We start from the raw sequence: 25,707 nt of genomic DNA, 5'->3' as shown, positions 1-25,707 counted from the left end.
CGATAAATGAAGGCAAGGTTTTTTACTGTGAAATCAATCCCCTGATCTGTCGTCTCGGCGATTTAATTTCCTGCAAAGGGAACTTTCTCCGGTCTGGCTCGTCCTATTTCTTGGGAGGGATCGGAAGTGGCCTTTGATTACTTAAAGCATATGACTTGCGGGATGGACAAGCACGCCCTGTTCGACGAGCTCATGATGACTTACGGCAGAGACGTATGGAACTACGCCTATTTCATAACCAAGCGCAAGGAGCTTGCGGAAGATATCTCTCAGGACGTATTTGTGAAAGCTTACGAGCATCTGGACTCCTTCCGCGGCGGCTCAAGCATAAAATCCTGGCTCTTATCCATTACGCGCAATACCGCCCTCGATTATCTCAAAACCGCCTGGATGCGCAGGGTGCAGCTGTTTCCCTCCTGGTTCCGGCAGGATTTCCAGCGTTCCGCAGAGAGCGAGTGGTTCGGCAGCGAAGAGAAAAATCGCATTTGGAGTCTCGTCTTGGAGCTGCCGCGCAAGCAGCGAGAAGTGCTGATCCTCTTTGCCCATTACCGCTTGTCTATGAAAGAAATTGCCGAACTGCTGGATATTTCCGAAGGCACGGTCAAATCCCGGCTTCATCGGGCAAGGCAATCGGTCGGCTCGAGCTTGTCGGAGAACGCCGAAGAGAGGAGCGAGCGCTTATGAACCGGAACCGGAACGACTGGGAAAAAGAGCTGTCCGAAGCTCCGCTCGGAATCGGAGGCTTCAACGAACGCACAATGCGAAAGATTAAGGAGCGTGTTACCGTGCCCGCCACTCGTAAATCTAGATTCCAGCCGGCCTTTGCCGGGGCTATGGTCGTTCTGCTTCTCGTATCCGGCTGGTGGATGAGAGATTCGCTATCGGGCTGGTTCGCCGGCAAGGAGGGCGGGGAACCAGCCCGGACCGACGCCTGGGATCAGGAGGATGTCGTTCTCAAAATCCAATACTACGACCAAGCCAGCTTCATGAACGAATTCGGCCTCCCGTTCGTCGTACGGCATCCGAATGCGCAGATTGAAGTCCCGCCTTCTCCGGAATCGACGGACCCGGAGAATTATAAAGTGTGGCTTCAACAGTACGAACCGGATTTGCTCCAAGTTCCGCTATTTTTGGTCGATTCCCTCTCGAAGGAGGGGCTCATTCAGCCGCTGGACGCTTGGGCCAAGAGGGACGGCTTCAAACTGGACGACTTCCACGCACCTGTTATCGGTACGATACGGGAGGCCGGAGACGGCGCTCTGTACGGATTGACGCCCTATTTCGAAACCTATGCCCTGTACTATAACAAAAGCTTGTTCGACCGCTTCGGCATTACACCTCCGGAAGACCGAATGACGTGGAACGAGGTGCTTGAGCTTGCCGCCCGGTTCAACGGGCAGGAGCAGTCCGGACAGCCGATTTACGGGCTGGCGACGGATAGGGGAATGTCGCCCTTCGAGCTGATCCGGAGCGTCGGGCAAGCGGACGGACTTCGCCTAACCGACGCCGATCTGAATCCGACGATCGACTCGCCTTCGTGGCGGAACGTCTGGGACAAGGTGACTAGCGGATTTCGGGATGAGTGGATTTTTGAAGGGGTGTGGCCGTCCTCTGCATCGGACGGTCATATCTCAATGACCGATCTATACAAAGCCGACCCGTTCCTGACAGGGCATGCTGCAATGACATTCAGGCCGAGCTATTACCGGGAGGACGTATTTTCCGCTGTCGATCAGATCGGATTCCGGGACGAATGGGGAATCGTCACCCAGCCGGTCTCGTCGGATCGCTCCGATATTGCCTCCGAATTTTCGATTTCGATGGTATACGCGATCAACGCGAAGTCCCCGAACCAGGACGCCGCATGGGCGATGCTCCGCTATATGACAGGGCCTGAGCATGCGCAGAGCAATCGGAGCAAGCATTACCGGGCCTTGTCTTCGAGACCTCCGGCTTCGGAAAGTAATCCGACGACCGGAGAGAGCGCCTTCTACAGGCTGGGCGTCGACAGCTCTGCCGTTCTGCGAGACGAGGAGTCGATGTACAGACCGCCCAATCCGTCTTTTATCCAATCCGTACTAGCTGCAGGAGAAGAAGAAGCGCGCGGGACGATTATGGGAAGCAAATCGCTGGAGCAAGCAGTGGACAATTTGCAGAAGCGAACGGAAGAAATCGTTGCCTCCGCGAATGCGACGAAGGAAGAGCGAAAGGAGAATAAGCAATGAACGAAATACGGAATCGGGCGCGGCAAACGCTGCTATGGGCGGTTACGGTCGCCGCGCCGGCCGTCCTGCTGTCCGGCTGTCAGTCTGAGAACAAGCCGGAAGCGCCCAAAGAGCTTGTGCTGGGCGTAATCGATGAAGACATTTACAATTATCAATTTCGGGCTATAATCGAAGGACGTTTTCCCGACTGGAAAATCACGCTTGCGCCGATGGGCGACCGCAAACTGTATGAGATGAGAGGGGGGGAAGCCATTAAAGTATTTAACGAATACCTGGAGCTTAATCAACCCGATCTGTTCATTATGACCAGTTTGATGTATCAGCCTTTGGCAGACGCTGGGGCATTTAGGGATTTAGGCCAGTGGGTGTCGCGGGACGCTATGGACTTGAATGTATTTTCTCCCGGTATGATCGAACAGATGAAGGACAACGAAGAGGGCAAGCTGTTCGGGCTATCGCCAAGCTTTCGAACCTCCGTCCTGTATTACAATAAAACGATGTTCCGATCCTACGGAATTGAGGAGCCTCAGGAGCGGATGACCTGGAGCGAGGTGTTGAGTCTGTCCGACCGATTTACGCAGGATGCGTCCTTGGAGGAGGGGAGCTACGGCTTCTACGAGCCGTACATCAGGTCTCCTTTCGATCTGGTTCAGGTCGTGGCCCAGACGGAGGGGCTGAGTTTTGTCGATACCCGCAATGGCGGAATGACGATGCAGAGCGAGGAATGGAAGCGGATGTGGCGCATGGTCGCCGATTCCTATCGCCGCGGGTCGCTCGGGTTAAACGGCCGAAAGCAGAAGGTCGTCGACGGCGTAACTTATGTCGGCAAGGAGGAGCAGGAAGCCTCCGATTTGTTCTACAAAGGCAAGGTGGCCATGACCTATGGGCAAGTCGATCTGATGCAGAAGCTTAAGGCGAAGCCGCCGTCCTTCGAATGGGGCGTGCTTCCGGGACCGGTCAGCGAAAGAGATCCCGAACGAACCTGGTGGTTCAATTCCGACTACATCTTCGTCGTTCCGACCGTCGCAAGCCGGCCGGAATCGGCCTGGAATGCGATCCGCGAGCTCCATTCGGAGCCTGTCGGCAAAGTTTACGCTTCGGCAGGCACCGACCTGTCGTCCTTGAAGGATTACCCCAAATGGAAAAACGATCTCGACTACGAGCCCTTTTACCAGCAAAAAGGATGGCCGAAGCCGCCAAACTTTTTAACCAGCGTCATTCCGACGGAATTTTACCAACCGTTCAACAAACTCGTCTCCGAGCAGATGGAGGCTACAATTTCAAACCAAATCACAACGGAAGAGGCGCTTGAGGCGTTGCAGCAGGAAGGCCAGAAACTGCTCGACGGGTCCGTTCCCGCTAGCAAATAAAGGATGTTCAAGCGGTTTGGAGAGGTGTCGGGATGGAGCTTCCGACATCTTTTCCTTGCCCGTTTTTTCTTATTCAAAAAGCCTGTAAAACGGAGGGATCCGGGTTAAAATAGAAGCATCCCATGTTTTCGTAACGGAGGGGAGCAGTATGTCGATTCTCGCATGGATGATCGGGAGCGCTGGAGCATTTACGGGAAGCGCCGCGGCAGCGCTGTACGGGATTACGGTGAAGGCGCAACGGCCTCGGCTGGTTCCGAATGAGGCTTGCCCTCCGGCACCTTACGAGGAAGCGGATTGGAAAAGCGGAGGAGCAACGTTGAAGGGCTGGTTTATGCCGCAGCAGTCCTCGTCCGCGCCGGGACCGGCTATCGTCGTTGCGCACGGCTGGAGCTCCAATCGTTCGCGGGTAATGAGGTATGCGCTTCCGCTCCGCGAGCAGGGCTATTCGATTCTGATGTATGACGCTCGCAGCCACGGGGACAGCGATTACTATAAAACCCCGACGGGCCTTCAGTTCCGCGACGATCTGCTCTCGGCCATCGATTGGCTGCTGCGGCGGCAGGAAGTCGACCCGGCGCGAATCGGCGTCATCGGTCACTCCCTTGGCGCTTTCGGGGCGGTGCTTGCGCTGGATGCGGGCGCCCCGATCGCCGCGCTTGTTACCGACTCGATGCCGGTCAGACTGTCCACGATGATCGGCGCCGAGCTTCGTCGGCGCAAGCTGCCGCAGTTCCCGCTGGCGCAGCTCGTTCCGAACGTGATGCTGTGGCGCAGTCGGATTCCGCGTTCGATGCTGAAACGGGCCGATCCCGTGCGTATTCTGAACGACAACGCGAGTACGCGCCGAACGCCGGTGCTGCTCGTTCACTCGCGCAAGGACGGTTTTATACCTCCGGAAGAGCTCCAGCTCATTTTATCCCGCACGCCGAATCATCCCCACTTGTTCGTAAATGCGGAGGGACATAGCGCTTCGGATCGCGATCCCGCATTTTGGCCGACAGTGACGACCTTTTTCAGCCAATCGCTGCATTCGCTTGAATAAAAAAAGTAGGCTAGCGGCAACGGGCCGCTAGCCTCAAGTTATATATTATTGAAAAGGGGGGTCATGTTTGTATTGTACCCCCTGAACATGAAGAACAGATGAAAGTCATATTACGGTTCGATTACAAAAACGATTGACCCGATTGCTTTCCGATCGCCGGGCAGTACCGTGTAACCGTAGACGTTATGGTCCGGACCGGGAACGGAAATCATACAATACGCCATATTCCGATCTTTCGTCCAGTGTAGATACAGCATCAGGCTTGCTTCGCCGGCGGCCAGGTCTTCCTGACCGACCGCAGCTGCGTTGACCGGTTGCTTAAGGCCTGACTGCGCGTAAGCGTAGGCCCAAACTTCGGATCCGTCCAACTCGTCTGTGAATTTGTAAGGCTTTTTGCCGAAGGCGGTTAGCGCTTTGGCGGGAGTCAGACCGTTTTTTACATAATGGAACACGATACTTGCATCTTCGCTGGGAGGCGTTAGTTCCTGTTCCTCCAGCTCCATGCCGATCAGTCCGGCAGTGTCGACGGCGTTGCGTTCCCGGACTCTGTCGTAGACGGTAGCGCCCTCGTTATTGACCGTATCGGGGTTGACGCCATGCTTAAGTAATTGTTTGAACAAGCGGGGGTCGTCTACTGCATAATAGAGTGCCGAATTTCCGAACCGATCTGTCGCGTTCGGATCGGCCCCGGCTTCCAGGAGCGGGACGCAGGCATCCGGCAACAGGCTGCTGGCGGCAACGAGCGCGTGATCTCCTTCGGGGTTCCGGGCATTCGGATCGGCGCCGTGAGCCAGCAGCAGTTCAACGATTTTCAGAGATTTCTGACGGCCTGCCTGGAGCAGCTCAGGGTCAGGCATGTCCGAAGGCATATCGGCACGGTAGATCGCAGCTAGCAGCATCGGTATGTCGTAAGCGTCGTTCGCGTTCGGATCGGCTCCTTGCTGCAGCAGCCGTCCGACCTCCTCTATATCCCCTTCAAATATTGCATCTCCCAGCGCCTGTTCTCCGTCAGTCTTCGCCGTCTGCTTATTGCCGCTTACGGGGTTGCCTTCGGTAGCGGGTTCAACGTCTTTCTCCGTGCTCGCTGTCGCCGGCTCCTTCAATTTCTCTTGATTGGCGCGGAAAAACTCCATCGCTTCAAGCAACGTGGAATCGCGTCCCTCCTTCGAGGAGAAGTACATCAGCACCAGTTGGGTCCAAAGCTCGGCTTCCTCGTCCGTGTCGGCGGATACGGAATACACCTCTTGTCCCTGATCTCTCCAATCCTTCAGAATTCCGCGAACCAACACAAGCATCCGGTCGTACCCGACTGTTTCCTCCCAGTCATTCGCCAAAATTGCCGTCGACAGCTTGAATAAGCTGTCGCTTTGCACGCTGCGTTCCTGCTGCGCGCCGGAAGAACAACCGACGAAAGCGAGCATCAGCGCAATCCACGCGACTCCCCATAATTTACGCATCTTAGTTCTCTCCGCCATCTCCTAATGATTTTCGAAATCTATTGTAACGTTATTACGGAAGTTCCCCAAGACAAAAAAAGGAGGCCAGCGGCATCGGCCGCTAGCCTCAAAGTATATATTATTGAAAAGGGGGGTCATGTCTGTATTGTAACCCTTGAACATGAAGATCAGATGAGAGTCATGTTACGGTTGGATTACAAATCGTGCGGGATATCGCATAATCCTCGGTCAGACGGCTATTTCTTCCGCAGCAGAGCGGGAAGCACGAAGGCGTTGATCGTCGCATGAAGCTTGTCCGTTCCCGTCTCCGGATGTCTGACGGCGTGCAATACCGCGCTCTCTATAAGACCGAGCATGGCCGACGCCGCCAGCTCGTAGGGCAGCTCGTTTAATTCCCCGTCCTCGTGGCCGCGCCGAAGGACGTCGGCTACGAAGGCAATGTAATCGCGCTTGCGTCGGACGATTCGTTCCAGAATGTCCGGCTCGATCCCGTTCGTAATCTCGTTGGAAATAATATGAACGAGTTCGCTATATTGCAGGAACAACTCGACGTGCCTGCGAACGATGCTTTCGATTTGCCGGTCGGCCGGCGCGTCTTCCGCCAGCTCCTGGCGGATTTTCTCCGTCAGCATGGCGAAGCCGTCGTTAACGATTGTCTCGAACAGCTCGCCTTTGCCCGAGAAATGATAGTAAAGCGTGCCTTTGGCGACATTGGCCTCTTTGGCGATGTCGTCCATGCTCGTGCGATGATAGCCCAGCTCGGAGAAAAGCTTAATCGCGGCATCGACGATTTTGTTTCTGCTCACCGGTGATCGGTCCCTTCCTGCGCAGCGGTTATTTTCCCCAGTATAGCATATCCGCGAATTAGGGCGTGTCTGCAAACCCGCTCAGGGGCAGCTTCACCGCCTTTTCGCCCTCTGCTTCGTCCCTTTTTGCTTGATGTGCAATTTTCATTGACAGGACAGGGTTATCCGCCTTATGATTGAATTGAACTGACTGGTCAGTACAAATTTGAAAGGGGAATGGACATGAATCAAAATGAGGAAGCTAGAGTCAGCTTCAAACCGGAAGTCGGCAAGCGAGGCGAACGCGTGATGATGACGGTCGAGTACGGGGATGAGGGAGCGGCTCTGGATCGATCGGTGCTGCGAATTCCCGCATACGGAATTTACGATGTGATGAAAAAGGAGGGCGACCGTTCGTTCTCGTGGTCGTACGCGATTCCGTGGGAGGCACAGGTAAAGACCTACGAAATTGAACTGTACGCGTTGGATGCGAACGGCAACAAGAGCGCGGTGACGAAGGTTCATTTCCAAGTGACCGCCTAATGCCGAAACCTCATCTGCTATAAAGGAAATGCGCATTTCTTCCCGGTTCCCTTCGAGCTTCGGGCATCGCTCTACCGGATGACTTTCTCACACAGATTGTAGGAAAGAAACGAGGAATCAGCCGTAAATCCGCGAAGGAAACATCGCGCGCGATCTGCGGCTTTTTTTGTCGTTCAAGGGAAAATCCAGATTAAAACTGTCGGTAAAGGACCATACTGGGCTACAAGAATGCCATTCTTGTGGGTGACCGATATGAACAACAATAAGATATGGAAACGGTCCAAGTCCGCGGGCAAGAGAACAAAGGAACAGCCCGCAGATAAGCGGATGCTGCTGTCCAGCCTTCAAGATAATGTTCGAACGGTCGTTAACGATCTTGGCGGAAGCAGCGATATCGTCATACGCGAAGTTATGCTCGCAAGCGGTGTCCCTATCGCGGTCCTCTATACGGACGGTCTCGCCGATAAGCTTGCCATCTCCGATTTTATATTGGAAGCGACCATGCTCGACGACCGCTTGCCTGTTTCGGAAGGCAGACCCGAAGTTTCGGATGCGCTGGCGGCTCTAAAGAAATATATTCTGGCGACCAGCGAACTGAACGAAATCGATTCCTTCGGAGAACTGTACAAGGCTTTATTATCCGGGGAGAGCGTAATTCTGATCGAAGGATATACGACCGCGATCGCGGCCGCAACAAGAGGCTGGAGAGATCGCGGCATCGCCGAGACGACGTCCGAATCGGTCGTGCGGGGACCGAAAGAAGCTTTTACGGAAACCCTGCGGACGAATACGGCGATGGTCCGGCGCAAGATCAAGGATCCGAATTTGCGGCTGGAGACGAGACAGGTCGGACGCGTTACCCAGACCGATGTCGCAATTATGTACATAATGGGAATCGCCGCCGATAAGGTGGTGGAGGAAGTACGCAATCGTCTCGATCGCATTGATATCGACGGGATCTTGGAAAGCGGCTATATCGAGGAGCTGATCCAAGACGACACGTATACGCCGTTCCCGACGGTCTACAATTCCGAGCGGCCGGATGTGATCGCCGCAGAGCTGCTGGAAGGGAAAGTGGCCATTCTAGTAGACGGCACACCGTTCGTGCTCATCGTTCCGGCGTTGTTTGTTTCCTTCCTGCATTCCGCGGAAGATTATTATCATCGCTCCGATGTCAGCACGCTGATCCGCCTTTTGCGTTATCTCGGCGTATTTATCGCTTTGTTCGGCCCGTCCTTGTATGTCGCCATCACGACCTTCCACCAAGAGATGCTTCCGACGCAGCTTCTGATCAGCTTGGCCGCGCAGCGGGAAGGCATCCCGTTTCCCGCCTTCATCGAAGCCATCATGATGGAGGTCGCATTTGAAGTATTGAGGGAAGCAGGATTGCGGATGCCGCGCACGATCGGGCCGGCGGTATCGATTGTCGGCACGCTCGTGATCGGGCAAGCGGCAGTCGAGGCGAGCATCGTATCCGCGGTGATGGTTATCGTCGTGTCGACGACCGCGATCGCCAGCTTCGTGTTTCCATCGTACAGCATGGCCAATACGATCCGAATGCTGCGATTTCCTCTGATGGGCCTCGCGGCCAGCTTCGGTCTGTACGGCATCATCGTTGGTATCTTCGCTCTTACGCTGCATGTATGCAGCCTGCGTTCGTTCGGTGTTCCCTATATGAGCCCGTTTGCCCCGATGATTATGGCCGACCAGAGGGATGCGATATTCAGGCTCCCCCACTGGGCCCTGGTCTCCCGTCCGCGGCTCATTAACAAGAACAACGTGAATCGCCAGCAAGCTCCGAAAGAGGCCAAGCCGGAGCCCCCGAAGCCATGAAAGGCGGAGGCTTGGCAGTGACCAAGACAACGGCTCTGTTGTTGCTTCTAATGTTCCTGACCTCTATTATTACGGGCTGTTGGAATCGCCGCGAGCTTAACGATCTTGCGATCGTAGCGGCGCTCGGGATCGATAGGGTGGATGACCAATTTCTCGTAACCGTTCAAGTCGTCGATACCAGCGAAGTCGCGACAGGGAAAGGAACAAGCAGCGGCCGATCGCCGATTACGACCTTTCATGCGAAGGGGGATACCGTTTTCGGGGCGATCCGCAAAATGACGACGGTAACGCCGCGTAAGCTTTATTTTGCTCATCTGCGGATTATGGTGATCGGCGAGCAATTAGCGAGACAGGGGATCGCCAAGACGCTTGATCTCATGTCGCGCGACCAGGAGGGGCGAACCGACTTCTATATCGTGGTGGCGAAGGGGACAACCGCTCATAACATCGTTAACGTTCTAACTCCCATTGAGAAAATTCCGGCGACGAAAATGTTTACGTCCCTGGAAGTTTCGGAGAAAGCTTGGGCTCCTACAGTATCCGTTCAACTGGATGAGCTCATCACGAATATCGTGAATCCCGGAATCCAAGCGGCTTTAACGGGCATTGTCATTCAGGGGGACGAGGCGGAAGGCAAGAAGAAAACGAATCTAGAATCGCCGGATACGAAAGCGCAGCTGCAATATAAGGGCATCGCCGTATTCCGGGAAGATAAGCTGGTCGGATGGCTGAACGAACCGGAGAGCAAAGGCTTCAGCAATATTACCGACAGGCTGAATAGCACGGTCATTGAAGCGTCTTGTCCGGAGGGCGGGAGACTGGGGATCGAAATTATTCGAGCCAAGGCGAGCATTAAAGGCAAAGTGAGAAACGGCGAGCCGGAGGCGGAAGTGACGATGTATATGGATGCCAACGTAGCGGATGTGGAATGCAAGCTGGAATTGACCAAGACGAAGACGATTGCCGAGCTGGAGAAAAGAACCGCGCAAATGGTGATCGGACACTCCGAACAGGCCCTGCAAAAAGCGAAAAAACTGAGGAGCGACATCTTCGGCTTCGGAGTGGCGATGCATCGGGCGAACCCGGGTTATTGGAAGACGGCAAAGGATGACTGGGATCATATTTTTGCGGAGCTGCCGGTCCGGTATAAGGTTCACGTGAAGATTAGACAGATCGGGACAGTCGGGGAATCGTTCCTCAACGATTTAAAGGAGTAAGGAAGCCGATGCTTGCGCTAACGGGAATCGTTGCGGTGGTCGCGTTTCTTGTTTTTCTTGAGGTCCCTCCCTTGCTAAAAAAGAGGCAAATCAGGGAGCTATGGGTTTTTTCGCTATTGCTAATCATGGGAACTGGAATAAGCATTGCGCTGAGCTTGCACATCGTGATTCCGAATCCAATCGATTGGATCAATTACATCTATAGTCCGGTTGGCCGATTCATCGAGAATGCGCTTAGAATTAGCAGGTGACGCCTGGCAACAAGGGAGAGGCTTGGACATGATCAGGAAGGAAAAAATAAGCGTTCGGCAATTCTGCTTGATCGTCGCTATATTCGCCATAGGGACGCCAATACTTGTTATTCCCGCAGAGCTCGCCGCTATTGCCAAGCAGGACGCTTGGATCGTCCCCCTGATCGGAACCGTAATCTCCCTCCCTTTCATTGGTCTGTATGTTGCCGTCGGCCGGCTTGCTCCGGACAAAACATTAGTCGAAAAGTTGGAGTGGCTGCTTAGCAAGTGGATTGGCAAAGCGGTGATTCTCGCCTTCGCTTTTTTTTGCTTCGTGAACTCTTCGGAGTTGCTGTATTACATCGGAAACTTCATGAGTACGCAGTCGATGCCGAATACGCCGCTTCTGTCGCTGAATATTTTATTTGCTCTTATTATCGTCATGGGAATCCGGCTCGGGATCGAAACGTTGGCGCGTACCGCAGAGCTGATGTTTGTATTGTTTATCGTGTTGTTTATTATTTTGGTCGTGTTTGTGTCGCCTCAAATCGAGTTCGATCGCATTCAACCCGTCCTGGAAACGAAAATGAATAGCTTAACATGGGCTACCTTATATTTTATTAGCGTCTTATCGTTCCCTTCGTTTGTGCTGCTGATGATTTTTCCTTCCTGCGTCGATAGGCCGAAGGAGGCGAGCAAAGCTTTTTATAAAGGGACGATAATCGGCGGCGTCGTTATCGTCACGATTATCGCTTTGTGCATATTGGTGCTTGGCGTCGAGATCACGTCCATTCAAACCTTTCCCAGCTACGCGCTCGCCAAAAAAATCAATGTCGGTCATTTCCTGCAGCGGATCGAAATCGTGATGGCCATTATGTGGTTTATTTCGATTTTTTATAGGCTGACTTTTTATTTCTATGGGGCCGTCGAGAGCCTGGCGCAAGTGTTCGGGCTAAAGAATAGCAAATCTATTGTGTTTCCGCTCGGACTGCTGATGGTCGCCATGTCGCTAGTCGTTCATCCCAACATGCAGCACGACATCGAATACACCCATGCTTGGATGCCATACGGAGCGACCTTCGGCCTGTTGCTTCCGCTGCTGTTGCTGGGCGTGTACGCCGTTCGTAAGAAAAAGCTCTAACAAAGGGCTCAGCCCCTCATATACCGTGAAGGCGATACGCCGTATTTCTTCTTGAACAGACGGGAGAAATAGCGATAATCGTTATACCCGACCCTATCGGCGATAAGCTGCACGCCCAGATGGGGTTGTTGCGTTAAAAGCTTGGCGGCCCGCTGCAGCCGAAGCGTATTGACGTATTCAATCGGCGTTAAGTTAAAGTGCTTCTTGAAAGCTTTAATAAAATAGTTCGGATGAAGATGGACAAGGTTGGCCAGCTCGACCAACGTGATCTCCGTTTGAAGATGGCTGCGGATATAGGCGTTGATTTTGCTTGAGAAGTCGTTCTCGTTCGCCGGCAATATTTTGACCAGGTCCACCCGTTCCAAGAAGAGCTTCAAGAGCTGCAGCAAGGCCGTTTTCTCGGTCAAGGCGTCGAGCGGATTCGCAGAAAGATCGGTCTGCGCCAACGTTTCGAAGATCGGAACGATTCGCGGCTTAGGGATCGTGCATCTGACGGTGTCCGGATGATAGATCAGCTTCCGTTCATGATCCAGATTAAGGTTAAAGTGCGACCAGTATTTGAGCACCGGTTTCTGCGGATTGTGGAAATAGGTGTGCTTCGTATGCGCGGGGATGAGAAATAGCTCCTCGGGCAAAGGCGTGAAGACATCGCCTCCGATAATGAGCGTAGCTTCGCCTTCAATGAAATAATAAAACTTGTTGAACGAATATATGCAGTTCTTTTCTCCCCAATCGGGAGCGCAGACATTATATCGGCATACGAGGTTGTGAAGAGTGGCGCGTTCGAAGCTATTCATGTTTTATTCCTCCGAAGGGATGAGGGCTCTTCTCGGAACATACCATATCGGCTTAATATCGTCCACATCCTGCTTCATTTACGCCCTTGGATTCGCCAACCGCATTGCTATAATAGCCTTGAAACGGCTAAATTGCGGAGGTGCGGCGGGTGAAAAACTTTCACGAGAACTACTTGGGGACGATAGACGAAGTCATTCGGCAAGGCGCTTATAAGGACAATTGGACATCCTTGAGCGAATATCCGGAGCCGCTCTGGTATCGGAACGCGAAGTTCGGCATTTTTATTCACTGGGGCGTCTACAGCGTACCCGCTTTCGGCAACGAATGGTATCCTCGCAATATGTATTTGCAGGGAACCCCGGAATATGAACATCATCTGACAACGTACGGGGAGCCGAAAGACTTCGGCTATGCGGATTTCATTCCGAGCTTTAGAGCGGAAAAATTTGATGCGGACGAGTGGATTACCCTGTTCAAAGCGGCCGGAGCGAAATACATCATGCCCGTAGCCGAGCATCATGACGGTTTTCAGATGTACGACAGCGAAGCGTCGGAATGGAATGCGGCCAAAATGGGGCCAAAGCGCGACATTGTAGGGGAATTGAGAGAAGCGGCGGAGAAGGAGGGCATCGTCTTTACGGCTTCGAGCCATCGGGCGGAAAATTACTGGTTCTTCGGCGGCGGTAGGGAGTTCGATTCCGGAATTCAAAAGACGACGTTCCGGGAGCCATACGGCTATGCGGCTCCGCTGTATTCGACTGGCGATATCTCGGCTACGCATGACATCTATTCCACGTCTCCGACTCGGGAGCATCTGGACGATTGGCTTGTCCGCACATGCGAGCTGGTCGACAAATACCGGCCGAAGATCGTCTGGTTCGACTGGTGGATCCATAACTTGGCGTTTAAGCCGTATCTCAAGAAGTTCGCCGCCTACTATTATAACCGTTCGCAAGAATGGGGCGTTGAAGTGGCGATAAATTACAAGTATGATGCTTTCGCCTTCGGAACGGCGATATTCGACGTGGAGAGAGGGCAGCTAAGCGACATCCGTCCCCGGCTATGGCAGACCGATACGGCTATCGCCAAAAACTCTTGGGGCTACACGAACAACAACGACTTCAAAAATCCGGTCGACATCGTCTGCGATCTGATCGATATCGTCAGCAAAAACGGCTGCCTGCTTTTGAACGTCGGTCCAAAATCGGACGGAACGATTTGCGCCGAGGAAGCGGAGGCGCTGCGCAGCATCGGACAATGGCTGGAGGTTAACGGGGAGTCGATCTACGATACGACCTATTGGAAAATCTACGGCGAAGGATCTACTAAAGTGCCGGAGGGAGCGTTCACAGACGCGGACCGTGCTGCATTTACAAGCGAGGATATCCGGTTCACCTATAAAGCTCCCTATCTCTATGCCAATGTGCTTAGCTGGCCGGCAAACAACGAGGTGCTCATTAAAGTGTTGAAGGCCGGTGGCCCCCTGTTCGAGGGCCACATCGCCAATGTAGAGCTGCTAGGATTCGATCATCCCGTTTCGTTTCGGCGAAGCGCTGAAGGCTTGGAATTGAGCGTGAACGGCAGCATCGAAACGGAATATCCCGTTTGCCTGAAAATTACGCTGGATTGAGCGATATTCGACGATTGCAGCTAAGATTGCGAAACCCTCTATTCATTCAGGTTGGAGGCGGGGGCGGAGGCGGTTCGTGACAACGACAGATATTAACGATAGTTTTTTCTGACTGAGATTGCATCTGGGATTGCAACTGCAGTTGCGTTTGATGTTGGGCCTGAATTTGCGCTTGAATTTGCGCAAAAAATTGCGATTGATGCTGTTGCTGGATTTGTTCCTGGGTTTGCAGCTGATTTGCTAATTGGTTTTGAGCTTGTTGTTGGGTTTGCGTTTGCTGCTGCAGCTGCGACTGCACTTGCGTCTGGTATTGCAGCTGTGCCTGGGCCTGTGCTTGTAACTGCGCTTCGAGTTGCCGCTGGGTCTCAGCCTGTGCTTGAATTTGAGCCTGGAGTAATTGAATGGTTCTGCTTGGAATGATACATCTCTTAGCAGGTTTAGGATGAGGTCTGCTCCTGCACTTTCTTGCTGTTGATGTTCTTTGAATCGCCATGTTCTTGGAACACTCCAGTCTCAAATGAGTTGAATACGTTGTACTGAACTATAAATATGTCCCGGACGGTTTGCCGGACAAGACGAAAGACGGGGGAGATTCGTACATTTGTTGGAGAAGCCATGAATTTCTGAATTGGCCGTGCGTAAAAGGGAATCCGCCAAGCGGCGGACATTGATTTCTTAAGATCGGCTATAGTATTGTTGGAGTTATTCGATCCTGTAATGAAAGGCTGGGGGAAAGATGGGCACGATTAAAAGGGATTGGCTCGATCTGTCCAAGTCGTTCCCGCTGCAGGTGAGCGACAATATCGGTGTCGTGCCTGACTTCAACCGGCTGCATTGGCACGACAGTCTGGAAATCAATTACGTCAAGCAAGGCGAAGGCATTTATTTGATCAACGGCCGAACCTACACGATGCGCGAAGGAGACATTATCCTGCTCGGGCCGAACGATCTGCACCGGGCGTTCGAGACGCGGGACCTCGTGCTGCAGGTTACCGTATTCGACTCGGCGCTGTTCGCCGCCGATCAGCGCTACGAGCCGGATATTCTTGCCCCGTTCACGGAGATGAATATCCGCTTCGACAATTTGCTCGACCGCGATAATCCGGCTATCGGCGAGCTTCGGGGGCTTTTGCTGGACATGCAGCGAGAATACCGAACGCGAGCCGATTCCTATCGAGCCGTTATGCGAGCGCAGCTCGCGCGGTTTCTGGCCTACGTGAACCGCAATTTCTCCAAGGCGCCGGTCGGTTCCGCGTCGCGGCTTCGCGGGAAGCAATCGCTCGCGCGATCCGTGCTGCAAGCGATCCACGAGGATCCGGTCCGCGCCTGGACGCTCCAAGAATTGGCCGATATCGCCCATCTGAGCCCGTCGCGCTTCAGCGCGATTTTCAAGCAGACGGTCGGCACCTCTCCTCTCAATTACTGCCTGCAGATTCGAATCGGACAAGCGATTCAGCTGCTGGAATCCACGGAACGCAAAATCATCGACATCGCCGCGGAGTGCGGCTTCCATAACCTGTCCAATTTCAATCGGGTGTTCTCGACCCATGTCGGCCGTACGCCGAGTCAAGTCCGGGAAGGCCGACAAAAGCAGTAAGATTGCATTAGTCCCTAGTCGTATTGGCGAAGAACCCTTCCTCTCGGGAGGGTATTCTTAAGTTACGCAACAAAAGCCATAACGAGTTAGCGGGTGTTGAACATGAAATACATCATCGGATTGGATCAAGGCGGTACGAAGACAGTCGCCGTCGTGTCCGATCTCCAAGGACGTTTGCTCTCCGCGGGATACGCGGATGGAAGTCTTCATAGCTCGAACGGCATGGCCCATAGTATGGAGCGGGCAACCGAGGCGATCGGCGAGGCGCTGAAACGCGCGAACGCGGCGCCGGCAGACGTTCTCTGTCTTCACTCGGGGATGACGGGCGCCGACTTTCCGTACGAATACGAGCTGCTGCGCGAGGCGTTGATCGCCGCGACGGGAATCCCGGACGTGCGAGTCGAGAACGATTGTATCATCGCTTATCGCGCCGGTACTTCGTCCGCGACCGGAGCCGTGCTCTGTATCGGAACCGGCACGAATGCGGCGGTCGTACGGCAGGGCGCGCCGCCCTTCGTCTACGGCTACCATATCCGGGATGAAGATTCGGGCGGGGAGGCGCTGGGCAATTTGGCGCTGAGAGCCGCGCTCGATTCGGAGGTCGGGCTGGAGCGGGCGACCGACTTGAAACGGCTGATTCTCGGTCGCTACGGCTTGGACAATACGGACGAGCTGATGGAAGGTTGGATTCAGGGCAAGCTGGGCTCGCGCAAGCATCTCGTGCCGCTTATCTTCGAGGCGGCGGAAGCCGGAGACGAGGTTGCCGTCCGTCTCATCGTCGAGTTCGGCACACGCAATGCGAAATACGTGACGGCCGGACTTCGGCATTATGGCGTTCCGGCACAAGAGGCGGAGATCGTCTTGTCGGGCAGTCTCTTCAAGGCTCGTTCTCCGTTGCTAAGGACGACGGTGGAGGAAGAATTGAAGAGACATTTTCCAAGCGTTCGGATTATCCATTCGGTCTACGAGCCGGTCGTCGGAGCGGCCTTGCTGGCTTTGGATCGCTTGAACGGCGAACAGTATCCGCTGGATAGCCGGCCTCTGGCCGACTCTGTTAGGGAACTAGGTCTGATTCGTTTACCATAAACACGCACAACAAGGGAGAGATTCGACAATGGCAGCAATCAAAATGGTATACATCGGCGGAGGCAGCACTCGTGCGGCGGGCACCGTGGCCAGCTTCATTCACCAGGGAGACAATTTCAAGGATTCCGAAATCGTGCTCGTCGACTTGAACGAAGAGCGTCTGGAAATCGTGCGCAAGATGGCGCAAAAGATGGCCGACATTCAAGGCACGAACATCAAGATTACGGCAACGCTCGACCGCAAAGCCGCGCTCCAGGACAGCGACGCCGTCTTGACCAGCTTCCGTCCCGGCGGCTTCGAAGCCCGTTACCTGGACGAGAGCATTCCGCTTAAGCACGGCTTTATCGGCCAGGAGACGCAAGGCGCGGGAGGTTTCTTCATGGCGATGCGCTCGCTGCACGTCCTGAAGGGGATCGTCGAGGACATTGAAGCGATCAGCCCGAACGCATGGCTGTTTAACTACACGAACCCGGTTAACATCGTATCCGAGGCGATTACCCATCACAGTCCGATCAAGACGGTATCGCTCTGCGAAGGTCCGATTATATTCCCGCAGTGGATCGCGGAAACCGCGGGCCTCGACCCGGCTCATCTCGACGTCTCCATGATCGGCCTTAACCATAACTGCTGGTCCAACCGCCATCTGTACAAAGGGCAGGACATCATGCCGCTGCTCGCGGAAGCCTACGAGCGATTGAAGGACGACCCGTCGGTCAGCCGCCATCAATTGCGCATGCTGAAGCTGGCCGTGACGATGGGCTCGATTCCCGCCGACTACTTCCAATACTTTTATTACAAGGAAGAAGTGCTTGAGCAGCTGCAAGCGAAGCCGACGACTCGTTCGCAGGACATTCTGGCGAAAGTTCCGGATTATTGGAAACACTATACGGAACAAGCGGAGAGCGCGACTCCGGAGCTGGATCCGAACCGCTCCCGCGGCGGCATCCACGAGCTTGAGCTGGCTTTCGACGTGATGGACGCCGTGTTTAACGACCGCAAGGAAGTGTGGACGTGCAACGTGCCGAACAACGGGGCGATCGCGGACTTCCCCGCCGACCGCGTCGTCGAAGTGCCTTGCTTCGTGGACCGCAACGGCATCGCGCCGATCGCGCAAGGCCATATGCCGCAACAAACCGCGGGTCTCGTGAAGATGCTCGGCGAATATCAAGCGCTGACTGCGGAAGCCGGATGGAGCGGCACTCGCATCGACGGAATTCGCGCGCTGGCCAGCCACCCGCTCGTGTACTCGATCGATCGCGCGGAGAAGCTGTACGACGAGATGGCGCAAGCTCACAAAGCCTACTTGCCAGAGCGCTTGCTGAAATAAGGGGGAGCCGACATGACGAATTTGAAACTGATCGTTGTCGAAGACTACGAAGCGATGAGCCGCGCGGCGGCCGAGTGGCTGGCGAACATCGTCGGCGAGAAACCGGACGCATCCGTCGTGCTGGCGATGGGCAACACGCCGATGGGGATGTACGAGCGGCTGGCGGACCTCCGCAGCGAGGAGAAGGTCGATTTCTCCGCTATCCGCGCTTTCCAACTGGACGGCTATCTGGGCATTCCGAGCGACGACCCGCGTTCGCTCGAAGGCTGGCTGCGCCGTTCGGTCGTGGAGCCTTGGAAGCTGAGGGAAGACCAGCTAGTTCTGCTGGACGAGAATACGGACGATCCGGCCCGCACGGCGCGGGAATACGAGCTTGAGGTCGAGCGGGCCGGAGGTATCGACGCGACGATTCTCGGGCTCGGACCGAACGGACATCTCGGTTTTAACGAGCCGCCGTCCCGAGCCGATTCCCCGACGCGCGCCGTTACGCTGACGGAGAAGAGCCTGCACAGCAATGCCGCCTATTGGGGCGGGCTGGACCGCGTGCCGCGCGAGAGCATTACCGCGGGAATGGACGTGCTGCTCGGTTCGAGGAAAATTTTGCTGCTCGCTTCCGGAGCGGGCAAGCGCGAGATCTTGAAGGCGACGCTGCACGGGGCGATCGACGAGAATGTGCCTTCCAGCTTTTTGCGGACCCATGGCGACGTAACGATTATCGTCGACAAGGCCTCATACCCCGACGAATAAAGCAAACGAACTTATAAGTTAACCATTCAGGCATTCCCCGGTTGCGTCCGGGGGGTGCCTTGGCCGTTTCCGGCCGGCAAGGAGAACGACATGACACCGAACAACGATCGGGCGAGGGCACGCTGGAGACGTCTGCTGCTCGCCCCCTTTCAGAGCAAGATTCGGAACCGGCTGCTGCTGTACATGCTGCTGCTGTCTTTGCTTCCGATCACAGCGGTTTCCTATATGGCGATCTCCCGGTCGGCCGGCGCGATGGAGCGGGAGATCGTCGATCTCAACCGGGAACAGCTCGCCACCGTGAGCGAATACATGTCCGAGAAAATCAGCCAACTCAACGAGATGCTCTCGTCCATCGTCATCGACGACAAAATCGCGGATCGGATGAGCCGGCTGGACAACGACGATATCACGCAGTTTTATCGGGCCAACGATTATATAACGAACAAGTTATCCTCCGTCTACTATGCCAATCAGAGCGTGTTGAACGGCGTTCTTCTGTACGTGGTCAACATCGGCAAAACCTATAGCGCCAGCGCGTACCAGGAAGGCATCCGCAGCGACCGTTCGCTCGAGGAATATTCATGGACATCGTTCGAGCTGGAGCATAGCCATCTGGAATATCGGAACGACGCCGCTAAAGCAGGCTTTACGATCATGCGGCCGATCAATCGGTTCGAGGATCGCAAGCGGCTCGGCAACGCCGCCCTCGACGTAAAGTGGAGCATGATGGACCGCATGCTAAGCGTGCTGTTCGACGACGGATCGGAGGTCTATCTGCTCAATGATGTCGGAGAAGTACTGTATGCCCCTTCGTCGGCCGAGGGGGCGGCGGGCTTGGCAACCGATCTTGCGAGCCGCTTGGCCGGCCCGTCTTCCTACGAGAAAATCGGGGATTTCTACGTCTTTCGCCGTCCCGTCCCCTATACGTTTTTTACCGTCGTGAAAGTGATGCCTAACGAGAAGGTCGTGCGAAGCGGCCGGGAGATTATCCGCGCCAGCGCCGGCATTGCCGCCGTATTCGTCGCGGCCTCCTTGCTGCTATCCATCTTATTCGCCTACAAGGTCACGAATCCGATCACGAACCTGGTCCGCTATATGCGCAAGCTCGATTGGATCAAGTCCGACTATGTGGCTGACCGGAAGCGCAAGGACGAAATCGGTCTTCTGGAGAACAGCTTTCAGACGATGGTCGCCAACATTAAAGGACTGATCGAATTCGAGTACGAGGCGACGATCGCCAAGCGCACGGCCGAAGTCAAGGCGTTGCAAGCGCAGATCAATCCGCATTTTCTGCAAAATACGCTCCAGCTCATCAGCGGCATGGCGCTGGACAAAGACGCTCCGGAAATTCATCGGGTCGTGAAGGCGATCGGGGGCATGTTCCGCTACAGTATCCGCAATCGGCCCGACGTCACGACGCTGCGGGAGGAATGGCGGCACATGCGCAACTACTTATATATCCAGGAGACGAGGTTCCCGAGCAAGGTGGTCTCCGAGGTCGAGCTTCCGGAAACGTTCGCAGGGGTGCCGATTCCGCTGCTGACGCTGCAGCCGCTTGTCGAAAACGCGTTCGAGCACGGATTCGGGCAGCAGCTCGGGGAATGGCGCATTCGTCTTGGCGTCGAACGGGAAGGCGAGACGGTCGTCGTCCGCATCGAGGATAACGGCGCGGGCATGGATGCGACGCGGCTCGCGGAGATTCGCCGTTCCTTGGAGGACAACGGAACGCTGTTCCGGGAAGCCGAAAGTCTCGGTCTTCGCAATGTGGATGCCCGGATCAAGCTGCATTTCGGCAAAGCCTTCGGACTGCGTATTGAGAGCGAACAAGGCGCGGGCACTCGAGTAAGCATCCTGCTGCCGGGCGACGGTGTTAAGGACGAACGGGAGAGCGAGCTGCGCGGAGAACGGACGAACGCCAGATCGGACAATGAGGAGGGACAGCCATGAAGGCCGTCATTATCGACGACGAGGTCTGGAGCCGCAAAATGATCCGGAGTCTCGGCCGATGGGAAGAGCTGGGGATCACGATCGTTGGCGAGGCGGAGGACGGGATTGCCGGTTGGGAGCTGATTGCGGCAGAGCGTCCGGATATCGTGCTGCTCGATATGCGAATGCCCGGCATGGAAGGAACCGAGCTGATCCGGCGGCTGAACGAACGGGGCATCGACGCCAAGGTCATCGTGATCAGCGGGCACGCCGACTTTCAATATACGAAGCACGCCATCGACTACAAGGCCTCGACCTATATTCTGAAGCCGATCGACGAGGACGAATTGAACGATGCGCTGGCTAACTGCGCTCGTGAAGTGCGCAAGCGCGATGCGCTCCGCAACGACGAGCTGCTCACCGTTCATTATGAGAACAAGGAGCTGACGGAGCTGACTTCCCGGGCTAAGCGCGAGCTTGGCCGCTACCTGCAGGCGGTCGACGCTCATGCCGCCGATCAGGCGTTCCGCAAACTGCGCGAGGAGCTGTCCGGACTCGGAGCGGGAGAGGCTGGCGTGCGCAAAGTGTACGTCGAGCTTTACCTGCTGCTCGAGGAATATTTGACCCCGTCCGGAATCTCCATTCAGGAGCTCGCCGAGCGGACGCTGCGTACGGACGCCGATGCCGAACCGGACGAGTCTCTGCGCAGGCTTGGCGATCTCTATCTGACCGCCATCGAGCGAGAATCGGACAGACGCAAGCCGAAGGACAAGCTGGACCTGGAGGAAGTGCGGAAATACATCGACCGTCATTACGATGAGCCGATCAGTCTGGAGACGGTCGCGGACGCGTTCTACGTGAGCAAGGAGTATCTCAGCAAGGCGTTCAAAGCGAAATTCGGCGGCAATCTGACCGATTACGTAATCGGTCTGCGAATGGGGAAGGCTAAGGAATTGGTCTGCTCCAGCGATCTGAAGATCAAGTCGATCGCTCAGGCGGTCGGCTACGAGGACGTTACGTATTTTAACCGGCTGTTCAAGAGCCATTACGGGGAGACGCCCGGCGGGATGAGGGACAGGATGTCTGTCGCGCATTAATATTATCCTAGCTCCAAGGCCAATATCCTCTGATTTCAGGCCCTGCTGCCCTTGCTATACTGAATTCAGATCAGATTATCCCCTTGACTAAGGAGGTTTCACCAAAATGAGAAAGTTATCTCTTGTGCTGGCGGCGACGCTGATGGCCGGCACCCTGTCCGCCTGCGGCTCGAACGGCAATACGAACGACAGTTCCCCGGCAGCGTCCGGTAACGGCGATACAGGCAAGGCGAAGGACGTTGACCTGAAGGTATTCGTCAGCCTGCCCCGGTTCAAAAACCAATTCGAACAGTATTTCGAGCAATTTAAGAAAAAAGAGCTCGCCGAGAAAAACATCAACGTCAAGATCAGCCTGGAAATGCCGAGCGCCGATACCGCCGATCAGATTCTGAAATCGCGGATGTCCGGCGGCGACAGCCCCGACGTCTTCACGTTACACGCGGTGAACGACATTCCCGGATTTTACCGCGCCGGATATTTGGAGGACTTGAGCGATCAGCCGTTCGTCGGCCAACTGCTCGAGGGCGTGAAGTCGGGCGTCACCTTCGACGATAAGGTGCTGGCGGTTCCGCTGGAGAGCGTCGGATGGGGGATGCTGTACAACAAGAAAATTTTCCGCGAGAACAACTTGAAGCTGCCGGAGACGGTAACCGAGATGAAGCAGCTCGCCGACGAGCTGAAGGCGAAGGATATTCAGCCGTTCATGATCGCGCTTAAGGAATCCTGGATGGCCGAGAGCTTCCCGACGCTGGCCGTCGGCGCCTTGAACAGCTCTGCGAACCCGGGGTTCGTCGACCGGATGAACGAGGGCACAGCTTCGTACGCGGAGCTGAAAGGGCTCACGGACACGATGGACATGCTTCGCGATTACGGCGGCAAGAAGGTATTCGAGCTTGACGGGGACCAAGCGACGGCGGAATTCGCCCAAGGCAACATCGCGATGTGGCCGGCTCAAGGTCCATGGTTTGCGGAAGCGATTCTCAAGAACGATCCGGATTTCGAGCTCGGCGTCGCGCCGATGCCCATCAACGACGATCCGAAGTCGACGCTGCTGAACCTGTCCACGTCTACCTCAATCGGAGTTGCACCGGACAGCAAAAATAAAGAAGTTGCGCTTGATCTCGTCAACTACATTTTGGACCAGAAGGACTCCAGCGCGTTTTACCAAAGCATGATGTTTAATCCGGTCGCTGAAAGCCATACGTTCTCGCCTTACCCTTGGATCGAGGATGTTACGGGCTACGCGTCCGCCGGCAAGGCGTACGACGATCCGCGCATTCCTTCCGGCGTGAAGAACGTCTCCGAGACGCTGTTCCAAGGCTATTACGCCAAGGATATGACCGCCGAGCAGGTCGTGCAAGCGATGGACAAGGCCTGGAAGGACGCCAACGAGTTGAACAAACAATAGAAAGAAGAGGCTGTCCCATAAGTAGTCCATACAAAGATGATCGATAAAAGAAACGAGTGCATGTGTCTCCTGGAGTGAGCAGCGGAGGGAGATACATGCATGGCTACCTTCTCTGTCGGTCATCTTTATGTATGACTCCTTTGCTTATAGGACAGCTTCTGAAATAAAGGAGGGTATCGAATTGACGCGAACGATTCGCCAATACGCCTGGTTCTTCGCTTTCGTCGCCCCGGCGCTGCTGGTGTTCCTCATCTTCATCGTCATTCCGATGCTGGGCGGCATGAGCTATAGCTTTACGAATTGGAACGGTCTGGCCAAGTCGTACAAGTTCGTCGGATTCGTCAATTACATCGAGGCGTTCAAGGATAAGGAATTTATCCGATCGCTGATGTTTTCATTTAAGTACGTATTTTTGATGGTCGTGCTGCAGAACGGAATCGCGCTGCTGCTAGCGCTGCTCATCGAATCCCGGAAGCGGGCGAAGGGACTGTTCCGCACGATCTTCTTCATGCCGAACCTGATTAGCATGATCATCGGCGCTTTCATGTGGACGTTCATCTTCACGAAGCTGCTGCCGGAGCTTGCCGAGCAGGCGGCTTTCTCTTTCCTGGATCAAGCCTGGACGAGCGATCCGAAAGTGTCCTTCTATTCGATTCTGATCGTTTCCTTATGGCAAGGCGTCGGGTATATGATGATCATCTACATCGCCGGTTTGCAAGGCGTACCGCAGGATATTAAAGAAGCCGCGCGCATCGACGGCGCCAACGGCTGGCAGATGCTTCGCTCGGTGACGCTTCCGATGATCATGCATACGGTGACGATCTGTCTGTTCCTGACGCTCAACTCGGCGTTTAACTCGTTCGACGTCATCTTCGGTTTGACCGGCGGCGGGCCGGCGAGGAAGACGGAAGTCGTCTCGCTGAACATTTTCCAAGAAGCATTTAATTACAATTACCGGTTCGGATACGCCAACGCCAAGGCGATGATCCTGTTCCTGATCATTCTGGTGATCACGATCGTTCAGGTACGGGTCATGAAGAGGAGGGAGATCGAAGCATGAGCAGCAAGGGAAACATTGCGTTTCGCGCCGTATCCGTCGTCATCCTTGCCGTCATGGCCGTCTTCTTCGCTCTTCCGATCTATATGGCGGTCGTCAATTCGTTCAAGACGCAAAAGGAGATTTTCTCGTCCGTGCTCGCATGGCCGAGCAGCTTTGGCTTCGACAACTACATTAACGTTTTTCACAGCATCGATCTGTTGAAAAGTCTGGGCAATTCGCTGACGGTGACGATAATCGGGGTCGTCGGCATGCTGCTGCTCGGGGCAATGGCCGGATATAAACTGTCCCGGACGCCGGGCAAGCTGAGCGGGTTCATCTTCTTCCTGTTCCTCTCTTCGATGATGATTCCGTTCCACGTCATTATGATCACATTGTCTCAAGTAGCCAAGTCGCTGCACCTGCAAGGCTCGACGACAGGACTCGGGATCATGTACGTCGGACTCAGCTTGAACATGGTCATTTTTCTGTATCACGGGTTCGTGAAAGGCATTCCGAAAGAAATGGAAGAGGCGGCCAAGATGGACGGGGCTGGCGAGCTGTATACGTTCTTCCGAATTATTCTGCCGCTGCTCAAGCCGATTACCGTCACCTTGGCGATTCTTAACGTGCTCTACATCTGGAACGACTTCCTGCTTCCGCTGCTCATGCTGACGGACGTGAACAAGTACACGCTTATTTTGACGACGAACAGCTTCTTCGGACAGTATACGAAGGATTGGGGCAGCATTCTTTCCTCGCTTGTCATGACCGCCGTTCCCGTGTTCGCCTTCTTTATCGCGTTCCAGAAGTGGATTCTGCAAGGGATCGCCGACGGCGCGCTGAAGGGATAAGTCCTTTCCGTAAAAATGAAAATGTCGTATGGAACTGCCGCTACTCAAGCGGTGATGCGAGATTGAGGTGGAGAGCTGGACTGGCATATTTGTTCGAAGAGAAGGTGGAGCGGAGGCCAAGAAAGTGCCTCTGCGCCATCCCGACTGTGGAGCGAAGGCCAAGAAAGTGCCTTTGCGCCCTCCCGATCGTGGAGCGAAGGCTAAGAAAGTCACTAGTCATGCATCAAACCTAACATGAAAAAAACGATCTCCATAATTACCTGTATAAGGAATATTATGATTGTTTTCTCGTAGCCAAACGCATTAAAGCTCCTTTATTGTAGAAATGACGCGTTATCCATCATTTCTTCAAAAAAGG

General features: G+C 54.8%; 22 protein-coding genes. 18 read left to right on the top strand and 4 right to left on the bottom strand.

Translation table 11 applies throughout. The features are described from left to right. Positions 1-126: 126 nt before the first annotated feature. The 4 genes from DFP98_RS26230 to DFP98_RS26215 all read left to right on the top strand — a co-directional run bounded on the left by DFP98_RS26230 (position 127) and on the right by DFP98_RS26215 (position 4,637). Complete coding sequence (locus DFP98_RS26230) at positions 127-684, top strand: RNA polymerase sigma factor (RefSeq protein WP_246016735.1); 558 nt, start codon at positions 127-129, stop codon at positions 682-684. Continuing rightward, the gene (locus DFP98_RS26225; protein ID WP_116063598.1) at positions 681-2,225 is read left to right on the top strand and encodes an ABC transporter substrate-binding protein; all 1,545 of its coding nucleotides are present in this window, start codon (positions 681-683) and stop codon (positions 2,223-2,225) included. The genes DFP98_RS26230 and DFP98_RS26225 overlap by 4 nt, the downstream gene beginning before the upstream one ends. Next, positions 2,222-3,595 (top strand): ABC transporter substrate-binding protein, encoded by a 1,374-nt coding sequence (locus DFP98_RS26220; RefSeq protein ID WP_116063597.1) that lies wholly within the window; start codon positions 2,222-2,224, stop codon positions 3,593-3,595. Before DFP98_RS26225 ends, DFP98_RS26220 begins: the two co-directional genes overlap by 4 nt. Positions 3,596-3,743: 148 nt before the next feature. Beyond that, on the top strand, positions 3,744-4,637 hold the full coding sequence (locus DFP98_RS26215; protein ID WP_116063596.1) for an alpha/beta hydrolase: 894 nt from the start codon (positions 3,744-3,746) through the stop codon (positions 4,635-4,637). Between the two features lie 110 nt (positions 4,638-4,747). On the opposite strand, the gene DFP98_RS26210 is transcribed toward DFP98_RS26215, so the two are convergent. Continuing rightward, entirely contained in the window at positions 4,748-6,094 is a 1,347-nt protein-coding gene (locus DFP98_RS26210) for an ankyrin repeat domain-containing protein (protein WP_181917954.1), read from the bottom strand. Between the two features lie 236 nt (positions 6,095-6,330). Continuing rightward, positions 6,331-6,900, bottom strand: coding sequence for a TetR/AcrR family transcriptional regulator (locus DFP98_RS26205; protein ID WP_181917953.1), 570 nt, complete (start codon positions 6,898-6,900; stop codon positions 6,331-6,333). Positions 6,901-7,122: 222 nt separating this feature from the next. On the opposite strand from DFP98_RS26205, the gene DFP98_RS26200 reads away from it, so the two are divergent. The 4 genes from DFP98_RS26200 to DFP98_RS26180 all read left to right on the top strand — a co-directional run bounded on the left by DFP98_RS26200 (position 7,123) and on the right by DFP98_RS26180 (position 11,843). Continuing rightward, positions 7,123-7,422 carry a hypothetical protein gene (locus DFP98_RS26200; protein WP_116063593.1) on the top strand — a complete coding sequence of 100 codons (300 nt, stop codon included), beginning with the start codon at positions 7,123-7,125 and terminating at the stop codon, positions 7,420-7,422. 252 nt (positions 7,423-7,674) lie between these two features. Next, positions 7,675-9,255, top strand: a complete 1,581-nt coding sequence (locus DFP98_RS26195; RefSeq protein ID WP_116063592.1) for a spore germination protein — start codon at positions 7,675-7,677, stop codon at positions 9,253-9,255. Between the two features lie 17 nt (positions 9,256-9,272). Then, entirely contained in the window at positions 9,273-10,472 is a 1,200-nt protein-coding gene (locus DFP98_RS26190; protein WP_246016733.1) for a Ger(x)C family spore germination protein, read from the top strand. Positions 10,473-10,751: 279 nt separating this feature from the next. Further along, positions 10,752-11,843: a GerAB/ArcD/ProY family transporter gene (locus tag DFP98_RS26180; protein ID WP_116063589.1), complete on the top strand. Its 1,092-nt coding sequence runs from the start codon at positions 10,752-10,754 to the stop codon at positions 11,841-11,843. 8 nt (positions 11,844-11,851) lie between these two features. On the opposite strand, the gene DFP98_RS26175 is transcribed toward DFP98_RS26180, so the two are convergent. Further along, a complete protein-coding gene (locus DFP98_RS26175; RefSeq protein ID WP_116063588.1) occupies positions 11,852-12,640 on the bottom strand; it encodes a helix-turn-helix transcriptional regulator in 789 nt (262 codons plus the stop codon). Positions 12,641-12,789: 149 nt separating this feature from the next. Between DFP98_RS26175 and DFP98_RS26170 the strand changes: the two genes are divergently transcribed. Then, complete coding sequence (locus DFP98_RS26170; RefSeq protein WP_116063587.1) at positions 12,790-14,271, top strand: alpha-L-fucosidase; 1,482 nt, start codon at positions 12,790-12,792, stop codon at positions 14,269-14,271. A gap of 46 nt (positions 14,272-14,317) precedes the next feature. Here the strand turns inward: DFP98_RS26170 and DFP98_RS26165 are convergent, their stop codons facing one another. Continuing rightward, positions 14,318-14,764 carry a hypothetical protein gene (locus tag DFP98_RS26165; RefSeq protein WP_116063586.1) on the bottom strand — a complete coding sequence of 149 codons (447 nt, stop codon included), beginning with the start codon at positions 14,762-14,764 and terminating at the stop codon, positions 14,318-14,320. A gap of 243 nt (positions 14,765-15,007) precedes the next feature. On the opposite strand from DFP98_RS26165, the gene DFP98_RS26160 reads away from it, so the two are divergent. The 9 genes from DFP98_RS26160 to DFP98_RS26120 all read left to right on the top strand — a co-directional run bounded on the left by DFP98_RS26160 (position 15,008) and on the right by DFP98_RS26120 (position 25,349). After that, positions 15,008-15,868: an AraC family transcriptional regulator gene (locus DFP98_RS26160; RefSeq protein WP_116063585.1), complete on the top strand. Its 861-nt coding sequence runs from the start codon at positions 15,008-15,010 to the stop codon at positions 15,866-15,868. Between the two features lie 102 nt (positions 15,869-15,970). Further along, positions 15,971-16,954 (top strand): N-acetylglucosamine kinase, encoded by a 984-nt coding sequence (locus DFP98_RS26155; RefSeq protein WP_116063584.1) that lies wholly within the window; start codon positions 15,971-15,973, stop codon positions 16,952-16,954. A 28-nt stretch (positions 16,955-16,982) separates the two neighbouring features. Then, positions 16,983-18,281: a family 4 glycosyl hydrolase gene (locus DFP98_RS26150; RefSeq protein WP_116063583.1), complete on the top strand. Its 1,299-nt coding sequence runs from the start codon at positions 16,983-16,985 to the stop codon at positions 18,279-18,281. 12 nt (positions 18,282-18,293) lie between these two features. Continuing rightward, positions 18,294-19,028: a 6-phosphogluconolactonase gene (locus DFP98_RS26145; RefSeq protein WP_220377172.1), complete on the top strand. Its 735-nt coding sequence runs from the start codon at positions 18,294-18,296 to the stop codon at positions 19,026-19,028. Positions 19,029-19,118: 90 nt separating this feature from the next. After that, positions 19,119-20,975, top strand: coding sequence for a sensor histidine kinase (locus tag DFP98_RS26140; RefSeq protein ID WP_116063582.1), 1,857 nt, complete (start codon positions 19,119-19,121; stop codon positions 20,973-20,975). Next, positions 20,972-22,051, top strand: coding sequence for a response regulator transcription factor (locus DFP98_RS26135; RefSeq protein ID WP_116063581.1), 1,080 nt, complete (start codon positions 20,972-20,974; stop codon positions 22,049-22,051). Before DFP98_RS26140 ends, DFP98_RS26135 begins: the two co-directional genes overlap by 4 nt. Before the next feature lie 106 nt (positions 22,052-22,157). Further along, the gene (locus tag DFP98_RS26130) at positions 22,158-23,459 is read left to right on the top strand and encodes an ABC transporter substrate-binding protein (protein WP_116063580.1); all 1,302 of its coding nucleotides are present in this window, start codon (positions 22,158-22,160) and stop codon (positions 23,457-23,459) included. A 181-nt stretch (positions 23,460-23,640) separates the two neighbouring features. Next, on the top strand, positions 23,641-24,519 hold the full coding sequence (locus DFP98_RS26125; RefSeq protein WP_391572995.1) for a carbohydrate ABC transporter permease: 879 nt from the start codon (positions 23,641-23,643) through the stop codon (positions 24,517-24,519). Then, on the top strand, positions 24,516-25,349 hold the full coding sequence (locus DFP98_RS26120) for a carbohydrate ABC transporter permease (RefSeq protein ID WP_116063578.1): 834 nt from the start codon (positions 24,516-24,518) through the stop codon (positions 25,347-25,349). Before DFP98_RS26125 ends, DFP98_RS26120 begins: the two co-directional genes overlap by 4 nt. The last annotated feature ends 358 nt before the right edge of the window (positions 25,350-25,707 follow it).

Source organism: Cohnella phaseoli (assembly GCF_003386235.1).
GTDB classification, from domain to species: Bacteria; Bacillota; Bacilli; order Paenibacillales; family Paenibacillaceae; genus Cohnella; species Cohnella phaseoli.
This window is presented reverse-complemented; position numbering and strand designations above follow the sequence as displayed.

Excerpts from the sequence above, each read along its gene's own strand:
- DFP98_RS26225 (WP_116063598.1), top strand. The coding sequence starts at position 681 with ATGAACCGGAACCGGAACGACTGGGAAAAAGAGCTGTCCGAAGCTCCG.
- DFP98_RS26220 (WP_116063597.1), top strand. The coding sequence starts at position 2,222 with ATGAACGAAATACGGAATCGGGCGCGGCAAACGCTGCTATGGGCGGTT.
- DFP98_RS26215 (WP_116063596.1), top strand. The coding sequence starts at position 3,744 with ATGTCGATTCTCGCATGGATGATCGGGAGCGCTGGAGCATTTACGGGA.
- DFP98_RS26210 (WP_181917954.1), bottom strand. The coding sequence starts at position 6,094 with ATGCGTAAATTATGGGGAGTCGCGTGGATTGCGCTGATGCTCGCTTTC.
- DFP98_RS26200 (WP_116063593.1), top strand. The coding sequence starts at position 7,123 with ATGAATCAAAATGAGGAAGCTAGAGTCAGCTTCAAACCGGAAGTCGGC.
- DFP98_RS26195 (WP_116063592.1), top strand. The coding sequence starts at position 7,675 with ATGAACAACAATAAGATATGGAAACGGTCCAAGTCCGCGGGCAAGAGA.
- DFP98_RS26180 (WP_116063589.1), top strand. The coding sequence starts at position 10,752 with ATGATCAGGAAGGAAAAAATAAGCGTTCGGCAATTCTGCTTGATCGTC.
- DFP98_RS26175 (WP_116063588.1), bottom strand. The coding sequence starts at position 12,640 with ATGAATAGCTTCGAACGCGCCACTCTTCACAACCTCGTATGCCGATAT.
- DFP98_RS26165 (WP_116063586.1), bottom strand. The coding sequence starts at position 14,764 with ATGGCGATTCAAAGAACATCAACAGCAAGAAAGTGCAGGAGCAGACCT.
- DFP98_RS26160 (WP_116063585.1), top strand. The coding sequence starts at position 15,008 with ATGGGCACGATTAAAAGGGATTGGCTCGATCTGTCCAAGTCGTTCCCG.
- DFP98_RS26155 (WP_116063584.1), top strand. The coding sequence starts at position 15,971 with ATGAAATACATCATCGGATTGGATCAAGGCGGTACGAAGACAGTCGCC.
- DFP98_RS26150 (WP_116063583.1), top strand. The coding sequence starts at position 16,983 with ATGGCAGCAATCAAAATGGTATACATCGGCGGAGGCAGCACTCGTGCG.
- DFP98_RS26145 (WP_220377172.1), top strand. The coding sequence starts at position 18,294 with ATGACGAATTTGAAACTGATCGTTGTCGAAGACTACGAAGCGATGAGC.
- DFP98_RS26140 (WP_116063582.1), top strand. The coding sequence starts at position 19,119 with ATGACACCGAACAACGATCGGGCGAGGGCACGCTGGAGACGTCTGCTG.
- DFP98_RS26135 (WP_116063581.1), top strand. The coding sequence starts at position 20,972 with ATGAAGGCCGTCATTATCGACGACGAGGTCTGGAGCCGCAAAATGATC.
- DFP98_RS26130 (WP_116063580.1), top strand. The coding sequence starts at position 22,158 with ATGAGAAAGTTATCTCTTGTGCTGGCGGCGACGCTGATGGCCGGCACC.
- DFP98_RS26120 (WP_116063578.1), top strand. The coding sequence starts at position 24,516 with ATGAGCAGCAAGGGAAACATTGCGTTTCGCGCCGTATCCGTCGTCATC.